Genomic DNA, 11,632 nt, shown 5'->3' with positions numbered 1-11,632 from the left:
AAGGCTTTTTCTTATATAAATAATCGAACAAAGCTATAAAGTAGTAAGACACTACCTAGGACAATACGGTATTTTCCAAACATTGTAAAGTCGTGTTTTTTTACATAGCTGGTCAAGAAACGAATGGCAACCATGCTGACTGCAAAAGCCACTACCATTGCTACCAAGAGCAAGAAGAATTGACCAAAACTCAAGACTTCTCCCGCCTTGATGAATTTAAAAATCTTCAAAGCGCTGGCTCCAAACATAACTGGAATTCCTAGATAGAAGGTAAACTCAGTTACCACCGAACGACTAGTTCCATTTAACAAACCACCAACGATAGTGGCACCCGAACGGCTAGTCCCTGGTAAAAGAGCCAAGACTTGGAAAAGTCCGATATAGAGGGCTGTTTTATAAGGCAACTTGTCTAGCTCTGTGACTGTTGGCTCAATTGCTTGCGCTTTGTTGCGTTTTTCAAGATAAATAAAGGCAACCCCATAAACAATCAACATAATGGCTACTGAAACCATATTATGGAAGTGAGTATCAAACCAATCATCAAACTTAAAGACTAAAAGAAGAGGGAGGGTCGCAACAAATACTTTGGACCATAATTGCCAAGTTCTACGAACTTCGACTTTATCCTTGCCTGGTTTAAAAGGATTCAGTTTGTTAAAGTAGATAACCATAACGGCTAGGATAGCACCCAGTTGAATGACTACGTTAAACATAGACATAAAAGCTTCATTTTGATCTTTATACTGGATAAACTCTTCTGCCAAAATCAAGTGACCAGTACTTGAAATCGGCAACCATTCCGTAATTCCTTCAACAATCCCAAAAAAGATTGATTTTAAAATTTCAAAAAAATACATAGATTACTCCTTTTTCTACCCTCCATTATATCATACTTTTAAAGACTGTGTTGAGTTTTCTTTAGAAAGCGCCGATACTTCCACCACCGCCACCGCCTGAGAAACCTCCACCAGAGCTACCGCTTCCAGATGATACAGAGAAGGTACTTGCTGTATTTGCGACCGAAGTGTATTGATTAATGTGAGCAGCAGATATATGAAACTGTTTATCCCATCCACAAGATACATAAAGATTCATAGTTTCGTTTTCAAGTTGAATATTGTGGAGCTTCATGATCTTATTCACTTTCTTTGCGTATCCATACAGAGTTGCATAAACCAAAAGACGATTCCAAAGTACAATGCTCTCTAGTTCAGCCTTATCAAGATGAGTAATATCACGAAGCATATTTTCAAAACTTGTCCAAAGGTAATAGGCTTCTGCCCCTTCTTCGTTTAAGACTCCATCACGAGATGGACCTCGAGTCACAAAATAAACTAAGGCACTGGCAAGTAAGCCTATTAAACCTAGGGAAAGTAAAGGAAGTGAAAAATAACCACGTGTTCGCAGACTATAATAAAAGACAAGAAGGCCTATTAAACCTGTTATAGCTGAACAGACTTTCATACCATTCACAAGACTACTTTCTTTATCAGTCAAAGGACGATAATAGCTTGGAAGACGTAGAATTTTTACCTTGTCTCGAACACAACTTTGCAAACGTTGAAGTCGTCTCTCGAAGGAACGCTTGAGATGCAAACCGAATTCGCGAATATGCTGCTCATCAGCTTCCTTAGCTCCATGGAATAGTCCTGAAGAAACTTGATACTCTGGAAAAAGGTCTGAAAGAGCCAGTTCTTTATTAGTTGAGAGAGTCATCCGCAAGCATTCTTTTTCAAAATTCGACAAGCCTTTTTCACTATTGATTTTTATCCACGGTTCTTCTTCACCCTGAAAAATAGATAAATGCCCTCGATCAACTAAGTCTAGCAAGGTCGCCTGAATCAATCGTTCAAAAGAGAATTTGCCAAACTTCTTCTTATTCAAGGGACTGATTTCCTCCAAGGAGGTAGAGTAAATAGCCTCCGCCAAAACCATTGGAGGTAGATCCATTGGGGGTTCGTAGAGTCGATGATCCTTGGGATATACCTTTTTGAGGGCCGTATGTTTACGAAATGCTCGATAATACATGATGGTCATCATCAATAACACGATAAAGATTATTGGAAAAATCCACTTTATCATGAGACTAGCTTGCACTTTGCTAGCTTTTATTTCTATTTCAATTTTTTTAAAATCTCTTAAACGCTCTTCTTCCAGCCCTTGGCTTGGAGCTAACGAGAAAGCCTCTCTGGGCCAATAGGCATGTAGCTCAACTTGACGTTTTCTAGGAAGATTTTTCATCTTCACTCGATAAATATCATTTACTTTTTCGACACTACCCTCATTGAGGAGTTTTCCAGTATGAAAAAAGACTTTCTCTGCCGGACTATATGAAGTTACTCGGAATTCTAAGTCTTTGATGTCTCCTGAACTATCTGTCAGTGGTTGCCAATTCAGCTCAGCAATATCCTGATATAAGAAAAGAAGATTTTTCAATTGCCAGGTAATGGTTACACGTACAGTATCTCCAGCTTTTCCTGGATTTAAAATTATTACTTGATAGCCTTTCCCATTTTCCTTTGTATAAGAAAGGGCATCTTCTATAATTTCTCCATTCTTTGATACTAGCACAGTTGGATCATCATCAATCTCAAATCCTTCTGGCATTTTCCCTGCTTTTCCTAGTCCAACCGATTGACCATTAAAATCATCTTTAAAACGATAGGTGATTGTTTGTTGGAAAACTGCTGTGTTATCTGCATGAATATTCAAATCTCCCTTATAAGATAGAATATCAAAGTCTACAGCAAAAACCAGGCGCGGTACCAATAGCAAACAGGCAAACACCAAAGTAAATAGCCATCTTTTTTTCATCGTATACTCCCTTTCAAGTTTTTCACTATTATATCATTTTTTACAAGTAAGGGTTTACTAAGATTGAAAAAGTTCCGCTTTTTCGATACAATAGAGAGAAGCAATTTTAGACTAGAAATAGGAGAAAACATGAAAAAATTATGCTTAACTATCCTTGCTAGCCTGGCCCTTACTTTAGGACTAGTTAGCCAGGTCCAAGCCGATGAATATTTACGCATCGGTATGGAGGCAGCCTACGCACCCTTTAACTGGACTCAAGATGATGACAGTAACGGTGCTGTCAAAATCGATGGAACCAACCAATATGCTAATGGTTACGACGTCCAAATAGCTAAAAAGATTGCTAAGGACCTAGGTAAAGAGCCCTTGGTTGTTAAAACCAAGTGGGAAGGACTTGTTCCAGCCCTTACTTCTGGTAAGATTGATATGATCATTGCAGGTATGAGCCCAACTGCTGAACGCAAACAAGAAATTGCATTTTCAAGCAGCTACTATACTAGCGAACCAGTACTTTTGGTCAAAAAAGATTCTACCTATGCAAACGCCAAAACACTAGACGATTTTAAAGATGCAAAAATCACTTCTCAACAAGGGGTTTACCTTTACGACTTGATTTCTCAAATTCCAGGCGCTAAAAAAGAAACTGCCATGGGTGATTTCGCTCAAATGCGTCAAGCTCTTGAAGCTGGTGTCATTGACGCTTATGTTTCTGAACGACCAGAAGCCCTAACTGCTGAGTCAGCAAATGCAAAGTTCAAAATGATTCAGCCTGAACCTGGTTTTAAAACTGGTGAAGAAGATACATCTATCGCTATTGGACTTCGTAAAGATGATGACCGTATCAGCCAAATCAACGCCAGTATTGAAACCATTTCTAAAGATGAACAAGTTGCGCTCATGGATCGTATGATTAAAGAGCAACCAGCAGAATCTACAACGACAGAAGAAAGCAACAGTAATTTCTTTGGCCAAGTCGCCAAAATTCTAACTGAAAACTGGCAACAACTCTTGCGTGGTGCTGGTATTACCCTTCTCATTTCAATTATCGGTACTATCGTTGGTCTCGCTATCGGTCTTGCTATCGGGGTCTTCCGTACGGCACCTCTATCAGAAAATCAATTTATTTTCGGCATTCAAAAACTAATCGGTTGGATTCTCAATATCTATATCGAAATTTTCCGTGGAACTCCTATGATTGTACAATCTATGGTTATCTACTATGGAACTGCTCAAGCTTTCGGGATCAACCTAGACCGTACGCTAGCTGCTATCTTTATCGTTTCGATCAACACTGGTGCCTACATGACTGAAATCGTCCGTGGTGGTATCCTAGCTGTTGATAAGGGACAATTTGAAGCAGCAACTGCACTTGGTATGACTCATAACCAGACCATGCGTAAGATTGTTTTGCCTCAAGTTGTTCGAAATATTCTACCAGCGACTGGTAATGAGTTCGTCATCAACATCAAGGATACTTCTGTATTGAACGTTATCTCTGTTGTAGAACTTTACTTCTCAGGAAATACAGTAGCAACACAAACCTACCAGTACTTCCAAACCTTTACCATCATCGCAGTTATCTACTTTGTCCTCACCTTCACAGTAACGCGTATCCTACGCTTCATCGAAAAACGTATGGATATGGATACCTACACGACAGGTGCTAACCAAATGCAAACGGAGGATTTGAAATAATGAGTCAACCAATCCTTGAAATCAAACACCTCAAAAAATCCTATGGACAAAACGAGGTTCTAAAAGATATCTCTCTCACTATTCATAAAGGAGAAGTGATTTCTATCATCGGTAGTTCCGGTAGTGGTAAATCAACCTTCCTACGTTCTATCAACCTTCTCGAAACACCAACTGAAGGTGAGATCCTTTATCACGGTGAAAACGTACTTGAAAAAGGGTATAACCTCACTCACTATCGTGAAAAACTAGGCATGGTTTTCCAATCCTTTAACCTCTTTGAAAATCTCAACGTTCTTGAAAATACGATTGTTGCACAGACTACTGTCCTCAAACGTGAACGATCAGAAGCAGAGAAAATTGCTAAAGAAAACCTTGAAAAAGTTGGAATGGGAGAGCGCTACTGGCAAGCTAAACCAAAACAACTTTCTGGTGGTCAAAAGCAACGTGTCGCCATTGCTCGCGCGCTTTCTATGAATCCTGATGCCATTCTCTTTGACGAGCCTACTTCAGCCCTTGATCCTGAAATGGTCGGTGAAGTTCTAAAAATCATGCAAGAACTAGCTCAAGAAGGCTTGACAATGATCGTTGTAACCCACGAAATGGAATTTGCTCGTGACGTCTCACACCGTGTCATCTTTATGGACAAAGGTGTGATTGCAGAAGAAGGCAAACCTGAAGATTTATTTACAAATCCTAAAGAGGAACGTACAAGAGAATTTTTACAACGCTATTTAGGATAAAATAAAAGCGATTGGATAAACCTCTTAAACCAAGAGTTGTTTTCCTATTCAAATCCCAATCAACATTGAGCCAAAGGCTCATGAACATAAAAATCAAGGTCGGAGTTTTTTATCCCGACCTCTTTTTATATACTTTAAAAATCTCTTTTATCCCTTCTTCTGTTTCCTGAACAAGTATTGCTTGTAGCTATACTCCTAATCTTTTATTTGATTTTCATGAGTGATACTCAATGAAAATCAAAGAGCAAACTAGGAAGCGAGCCGCAGGCTGTACTTGAGTACGGCAAGGCGAAGCTGACGTGGTTTGAATTTGATTTTCAAAGAGTATGAGATCACTCAGCTCCCTGTCAACCTAGTTCATCCTGACAAATAGATTTGTTGAGTAGGTCATAGCATGGCTATTTCTCCATTCCATAAATAAAAGCAGACCCTAATTAGAGTCTGCTTGTATCCAAAGATTAATCTTCAAATTTTTCATGATTTTTTTCATAGAAATCAATTAATCCAAGGGCTGTTTCAAAGGAAATATTTTTAACTTTTGCACGTCCTTGAGCTAGAGCAATGATAGACATTTCACGTGCATTCGTTTCTTTGGAAATACGATAACCAGTGATCTTCTTATCACGAACCCAGCTAACAACTGATTCTACTTTTTCAAAGTTAGTCTTAGCCATGTTTTTCTCCTATTTTATTCTTTACGATATTTAATTGTATACGTTTTTATGGCATTTGTCAATAAAAAAACATATATCCAATCAAATAAGACGTTAAGATTACATTTACTTAGCTTTCAAAGCCGATAATATATGGGTTCGTATATCTTCAACTCCGTTAGGATTTGCTGGTAAGAAAATTGTATTATTACCTTGTTTTTCTGCAAAATTATTCAATGTATCTAAATACTGGTTAGTTAACAAGATTGACATGATTTGCTCTTCAGTTAATTCAACATTGGCTCCTTTTAACTCTTTAATAGAATCAGCAAGTCCATCAACAATTGCTTTTCGTTGCTCTGCGATCCCCACACCATGTAAGCGATCCTTTTCTGCCTCTGCTTCGGCCGCTGTTACGATCTTAATTTTATCTGCTTCGGCCAATTCTTGTGCTGCTACTCTCTTACGTTGAGCAGCATTGATTTCATTCATCGATTGCTTGACTTCCGCATCCGGCTCTACTTTGGTAATGAGCGTTTTGACGATAATGTACCCATACGTTGACATTTCTTCCGCTACTTGTTTTTGAACTTCTAATGCAATTTCATCCTTTTTCTCAAACAATTCATCCAAAGTTAACTTAGGAACTGATGAGCGCAATGCGTCTTCAATATAAGATTTGATTTGAGCCTCAGGTCTCATTAGTTTATAGTAAGCATCTGTAACATTTTGTTCATTTACTCGGTACTGTGTCGCAACATTCATCGTCACAAATACGTTATCTTGAGTCTTGGTTTCCACAACGATTTCACTTTGCAAGAGACGCAGTTGTACACGAGCTGCAATTTTATCAATCCCAAATGGTGCTCTTAGGTGAATACCACTATTGCTCAATTTTTGATACTTACCAAATCGTTCAATGATAGCTACTGATTGTTGTCGAACAACATAGATTGAACTCATTAATATAGCTCCTACAATAAGCATTAGAATAATTAGAACAAGTATAACTTTTAAAACCATGGGAATCTCCCCCTTTCTTCACTTACATTATAGCACTAGTAAATAGGTTAGGCAAATAATATGATAAAAATTTCATAGCATATTAAACAAGCATATTATATAGGGTTTCATTCCCATTTAAGTTAATATAAGATGGGTCGAATTTTTCCATCCGGTGAATCAATCCCGCATAATCATGTTTATCAGCAAGTGCAATCCCTATTAGTACTGGACCAGTTCCCTTGCTAGCTCGTTTGATATATTCAAAACGAGTAATATCATCATGAGGTCCTAAGATATCATTTACAAACTCTCGAAGTGCTCCCGGACGTTGTGGGAAATTCACTACAAAGTAATGCTTGATACCATCATAAATCAAGGCACGTTCTTCCATCTCTGGCATACGGTTGATGTCATTATTCCCTCCAGAGATGATACAACAAATGGTCTTGCCCTTAATATAATCGGATAATACTTCTAGGGCTGCAACACTAGCAGCACCCGCAGGTTCTGCTACGATACCTTGTTTAGAGTAGAGATCAATTAAGGTCTCAGAAATCAAACCTTCATCCACTCCAATAAGAGTTTCTACATGTTTGCGTGTTGCTTCATAGGTCAACTGCCCTACCTTTTGCACGGCAATTCCATCCGCAAACTTATCAATTTCTTTAAGTTTAACCGGTCCCCCAGCTTCAAAGGCAGCCTTCATAGAACGAGCACCTTCAGCCTCTACTCCAATGACCTCAATCTGAGGATTTGTTTCTTTAATATAAGTAGAAACACCTGAAATGAGACCTCCGCCTCCAACAGGTACCAAGACAGTATCAAATTCAATAGATTCTTTACGAGCTTCTTCTAAAATTTCATAGGCTACCGTACCCTGACCAGCTTGAACATAGGGATCATCAAAGGGGTCAATAAAAGTACGATTTTCAGCTACGGTAAAGTCTTGAGCAGCCTTAGCTGAAGCATCAAAAGTATCCCCTACTAATTTGATCGTAACAAAATCTCCTCCAAAGAAACGAACCTGACCAATTTTCTGTTGAGGTGTCGTAATTGGCATAAAGATTGTTGCAGGAATCTTCATCTCATTACATGTGTAGGCAACTCCTTGAGCGTGATTTCCCGCTGAAGCACACACTACACCACGTTCACGCTCCTCTTTTGTCAATTGGGAAATAGCGTAATAAGCCCCACGAATTTTAAAAGAACGGACACGTTGAGCATTTTCCTTTTTAAGATAAATTTTCGCTCCATATTTTTCGGATAAATAATGATCGTAGTCAAGTGGCGTATTGGCTACTACACCACTCAAAACCTTGTGGGCTTTCACCACATCTTTTGCACTTAGCATAATCTCCTCCTCGATGAGTTTTCAAGATAAAAAGCGAGTTAGGTTCCCCCCAACTCGCCTTCTGTTTATATTCTTAAAAATTAGTTGTAGATCTTGAATGCATCATCGTCGTTTTTACCGACAAATGGCATTGCTTTACGCAATTCTGCACCAACTTTTTCAATTTCAAGGTTAGCTGCTTGTTCACGGTAAGCAGTCAATTTTGGACGTCCAGCTTTGTAGTCATTTACAAAGTCGTTGGCGAATTTACCATTTTGGATGTCCGCAAGAACTGCTTTCATATTTTCTTTGACTTGTTCAGTGATTACACGTGGACCTGAAACATAGTCACCATATTCAGCAGTGTTTGAAATTGATTGACGCATTTTTTTGAATCCACCTTCGTAGATCAAGTCAACGATCAATTTCATTTCGTGAAGAACTTCAAAGTAAGCCAATTCTGGAGCATAACCAGCTTCTGTCAAGACTTCAAAACCAGCTTCAATAAGGGCAGTCAAACCACCACAAAGTACTGCTTGTTCACCAAACAAGTCTTCTTCAGTTTCTTCTTTGTAAGTTGTTTCAAGAAGACCTACACGAGCTGCACCAACACCTTTACACCAGTCCATAGCGATGTCTTTAGCATTTCCTGTAGCATCTTGGTAGACAGCGTAAAGCGCTGGAACACCAAATCCTTCTTCGTAAGTACGACGTACCAAGTGTCCTGGTCCTTTAGGAGCACACATGAAGACATCAACATCTGCAGGAACTTTGATGAATTCGAAGTGGATGTTAAAACCATGTGCAAAACCAACTGCATTTCCAGCTTCCAAGTTTGGTGCAATTTCTGCTTCGTACAATTCTTGTTGGATTTCATCTGGTGCCAAGATCATGATAACATCAGCTAATTTAGTAGCTTCTGCTACTGTGTATGTATCAAATCCATCTTCTTTTGCTTTGTCAAAAGATTTACCTGGGCGTACACCGATAATCACATCACGACCTGAATCACGCAAGTTTTGAGCGTGAGCATGGCCTTGTGAACCATAACCGATAACGGCGATTTTTTTACCGTCAAGTGCTGCTACTTTTACATCTTTTTCGTATTCCATTTGAACTGCCATAGTTTTTTCTCTCTTTTCTATTTTTATTGCCTGTTAGGCTAATTTAACAAATTTAGGTTGGATTTTTAGTCGCGGGTAAATCCAGTTGCACCCGTACGAGCGATATTCTTAATACCATATGGTCGAATCACTCGAATCAAAGCTTCACTCTTCTCTGCATTCCCAGTCATCTGAATGGTAATGGAACTTGGAGCTACATCGACTACTGTTGCACGGAAAGGTTGGATAATAGCCAAAATTTCTGCACGTTTTTCAGCAGGCGCTGAAACCTTTATAAGAATCACTTCTCGTTCTAAGTGGGGCTGATCCGTGATATCACGAATACGAATCACATCAATCTGACGATTAAGTTGTTTGATGATTTGCTCAACCTCATCATGTGATGCAACATCGATGATAATGGTAATCCGTGATACATTAGGATTTTCCGTTGCACCCACAGAAATGCTTTCAATATTGACTTGACGTCTCGATAAGACTCCTGTGAAGCGATTGAGAACACCTGAACGGTTTTGAAGTTTGGCTGTTAACATTCTACGCATTAAACTTCACCCCCAACATCTCATGATTACTCTTACCAGCTGGTACCATCGGTAAAACATGTTCTTTACGAGAAATGTCTACTTCAATAAACATTGGTACATCTTCCATGATGACTTCCAAATCCTTCTCAAGAGTTTCAGGATTATCAAACTTATAATTTTTAATCCCGTAGGCTTGAGCCATCAATTGAAAGTCTGGCAAGGTTTCAAATACCGACTCTGAAGTTCGACCATCATAGAAGGCTTCTTGCCACTGGCGGACCATCCCAAGTGAATGATTATTTAGCATGATGACCTTGATTGGAATCTTGTAAATATTTAAGATTGCTAATTCCTGATTGGTCATCTGGAAACCACCATCTCCGACAAAGAGAACAACTTCTTTATCTGGATTGGCAATCTTAGCACCAATAGCTGCAGGAACTCCGAAGCCCATGGTTCCTAGACCACCTGATGTTACCAATTGACGCTCGTTTTGGTAAGGATAGTATTGAGCCGTCCACATTTGGTGTTGTCCAACGTCTGTTACGACAATGGCATCGCCATTGGTCAACTCACCGACGCGTTCAATAACTGCTTGGGGTTGTACAACTCGTTCTTTCTTATCATATGAACGAACACGATTCTTATCTTTTGTAACTTTTTCAATCCACTTTTCAGTATTGTTACGAACGATTGGCTCAGCTAGTAATTGTTGTAGAGCTTTTTTCGCATCACCAACAACTGGAATATCAACTGCAATGATCTTACCAATCTCTGCAGGATCGATATCAATATGCGCTACTTTTGCATTTTTAGCAAAGGTCTTAGGATTTCCAGTCAAACGGTCATCAAAACGACAACCAATAGAAATCATAAAGTCAGCCTCAGTCATGGCAATATTAGCTGCAAAGGAACCGTGCATTCCACCCATTCCCAAAAACAGTGGATGGCTAGTTGCGATTGTTCCCTGTCCCAAAAGACTGGTAACAACAGGAATTTGATAACGCTCTGCAAATTCATTTAACTCTGCTGCAGCCTCAGCGTAACTAATACCACCCCCAGCTAGCAAGACTGGCTTTTTAGCCTTAGACAATTGCTTCAAGATTTTCTTGATTTGCATATCATTTGGCTCAAGTGTTGGCTGATAACTTGGTAAATCTATCTCTGGAGAGTAAATAAAGTCTGTCTCAAGCGCAGAAACATCTTTTGGTAGGTCAATGACGACTGGTCCCGGACGACCTGTGGTCGCAATATGTACCGCCTCTGTAATAATACGTGGAATATCTGCTGTTTCACGAACCTGATAATTGTACTTAGTGATTGGCATGGTGATACCAACGATATCAGCTTCTTGAAAAGCATCTTTCCCAATTCCAGCACGTGCCACTTGGCCAGTAAAGACTAAAAGGGGAACACTATCGCTCATAGCATCTGCGATCCCTGTAATGGCATTTGTAGCTCCTGGTCCGCTTGTGACGACTGCTACACCCAGTTTTCCTGTTGACTTAGCATAACCTTCAGCTTCGTGAAGACAGCCCTGCTCATGGCGACCTAGAATATGGCGGATTCCCTTAAAATTATAAATAGCATCATATAAAGGAAGTACCGCTCCACCAGGATAACCAAAAATCGTATCGATACCTAAGTCACGAAGTGTTTCCAAAACAAGATCCGATCCCGACTTAGGTGAGTCTAAAATGATTTTCTCCATCGTTCCCCTTTCTCTTCTCTTAAAAATAGCTTGTTA

General features: G+C 39.4%; 10 protein-coding genes. 2 read left to right on the top strand and 8 right to left on the bottom strand.

Annotated elements, in window-relative coordinates:
* Positions 1–11: 11 nt before the first annotated feature.
* Positions 12–857, bottom strand: a complete 846-nt coding sequence (locus QM460_RS05145) for an undecaprenyl-diphosphate phosphatase (protein WP_414289432.1) — start codon at positions 855–857, stop codon at positions 12–14.
* A gap of 61 nt (positions 858–918) precedes the next feature.
* Positions 919–2,814 carry a DUF2207 family protein gene (locus tag QM460_RS05140; RefSeq protein ID WP_414289431.1) on the bottom strand — a complete coding sequence of 632 codons (1,896 nt, stop codon included), beginning with the start codon at positions 2,812–2,814 and terminating at the stop codon, positions 919–921.
* A gap of 129 nt (positions 2,815–2,943) precedes the next feature.
* Between QM460_RS05140 and QM460_RS05135 the strand changes: the two genes are divergently transcribed.
* Together QM460_RS05135 and QM460_RS05130 are read left to right on the top strand one after the other, a co-directional pair.
* Entirely contained in the window at positions 2,944–4,509 is a 1,566-nt protein-coding gene (locus QM460_RS05135; protein WP_414289430.1) for an ABC transporter substrate-binding protein/permease, read from the top strand.
* The gene (locus tag QM460_RS05130) at positions 4,509–5,249 is read left to right on the top strand and encodes an amino acid ABC transporter ATP-binding protein (protein ID WP_000081949.1); all 741 of its coding nucleotides are present in this window, start codon (positions 4,509–4,511) and stop codon (positions 5,247–5,249) included. The genes QM460_RS05135 and QM460_RS05130 overlap by 1 nt, the downstream gene beginning before the upstream one ends.
* A 458-nt stretch (positions 5,250–5,707) precedes the next feature.
* On the opposite strand, the gene QM460_RS05125 is transcribed toward QM460_RS05130, so the two are convergent.
* The 6 genes from QM460_RS05125 to QM460_RS05100 form a co-directional block, all read right to left on the bottom strand.
* The gene (locus QM460_RS05125; protein WP_001140700.1) at positions 5,708–5,923 is read right to left on the bottom strand and encodes a hypothetical protein; all 216 of its coding nucleotides are present in this window, start codon (positions 5,921–5,923) and stop codon (positions 5,708–5,710) included.
* A gap of 105 nt (positions 5,924–6,028) precedes the next feature.
* Complete coding sequence (locus QM460_RS05120) at positions 6,029–6,925, bottom strand: SPFH domain-containing protein (protein ID WP_000243418.1); 897 nt, start codon at positions 6,923–6,925, stop codon at positions 6,029–6,031.
* 82 nt (positions 6,926–7,007) lie between these two features.
* Complete coding sequence (gene ilvA / locus QM460_RS05115) at positions 7,008–8,258, bottom strand: threonine ammonia-lyase IlvA (RefSeq protein ID WP_045763620.1); 1,251 nt, start codon at positions 8,256–8,258, stop codon at positions 7,008–7,010.
* An 80-nt stretch (positions 8,259–8,338) separates the two neighbouring features.
* Positions 8,339–9,361, bottom strand: coding sequence for a ketol-acid reductoisomerase (gene ilvC / locus QM460_RS05110; RefSeq protein ID WP_045763621.1), 1,023 nt, complete (start codon positions 9,359–9,361; stop codon positions 8,339–8,341).
* A 65-nt stretch (positions 9,362–9,426) separates the two neighbouring features.
* A complete protein-coding gene (gene ilvN / locus QM460_RS05105) occupies positions 9,427–9,903 on the bottom strand; it encodes an acetolactate synthase small subunit (RefSeq protein ID WP_001253809.1) in 477 nt (158 codons plus the stop codon).
* Positions 9,896–11,596 (bottom strand): acetolactate synthase large subunit, encoded by a 1,701-nt coding sequence (locus QM460_RS05100; protein ID WP_414289429.1) that lies wholly within the window; start codon positions 11,594–11,596, stop codon positions 9,896–9,898. Before QM460_RS05100 ends, ilvN begins: the two co-directional genes overlap by 8 nt.
* Positions 11,597–11,632: the final 36 nt, after the last annotated feature.

Origin of the sequence: Streptococcus infantis, assembly GCF_047464415.1 — a bacterium.
GTDB classification, from domain to species: Bacteria; Bacillota; Bacilli; order Lactobacillales; family Streptococcaceae; genus Streptococcus; species Streptococcus infantis_AE.
The sequence above is the reverse complement of the archived record's forward strand: the minus strand, read 5'-3'. Positions and strand labels throughout refer to the sequence as shown.

Coding starts and splice junctions, on each gene's coding strand:
- QM460_RS05125 (WP_001140700.1), bottom strand. CDS start 5,923: ATGGCTAAGACTAACTTTGAAAAAGTAGAATCAGTTGTTAGCTGGGTT.
- QM460_RS05120 (WP_000243418.1), bottom strand. CDS start 6,925: ATGGTTTTAAAAGTTATACTTGTTCTAATTATTCTAATGCTTATTGTA.
- QM460_RS05135 (WP_414289430.1), top strand. CDS start 2,944: ATGAAAAAATTATGCTTAACTATCCTTGCTAGCCTGGCCCTTACTTTA.
- ilvA (WP_045763620.1), bottom strand. CDS start 8,258: ATGCTAAGTGCAAAAGATGTGGTGAAAGCCCACAAGGTTTTGAGTGGT.
- ilvC (WP_045763621.1), bottom strand. CDS start 9,361: ATGGCAGTTCAAATGGAATACGAAAAAGATGTAAAAGTAGCAGCACTT.
- QM460_RS05100 (WP_414289429.1), bottom strand. CDS start 11,596: ATGGAGAAAATCATTTTAGACTCACCTAAGTCGGGATCGGATCTTGTT.
- ilvN (WP_001253809.1), bottom strand. CDS start 9,903: ATGCGTAGAATGTTAACAGCCAAACTTCAAAACCGTTCAGGTGTTCTC.
- QM460_RS05145 (WP_414289432.1), bottom strand. CDS start 857: ATGTATTTTTTTGAAATTTTAAAATCAATCTTTTTTGGGATTGTTGAA.
- QM460_RS05130 (WP_000081949.1), top strand. CDS start 4,509: ATGAGTCAACCAATCCTTGAAATCAAACACCTCAAAAAATCCTATGGA.
- QM460_RS05140 (WP_414289431.1), bottom strand. CDS start 2,814: ATGAAAAAAAGATGGCTATTTACTTTGGTGTTTGCCTGTTTGCTATTG.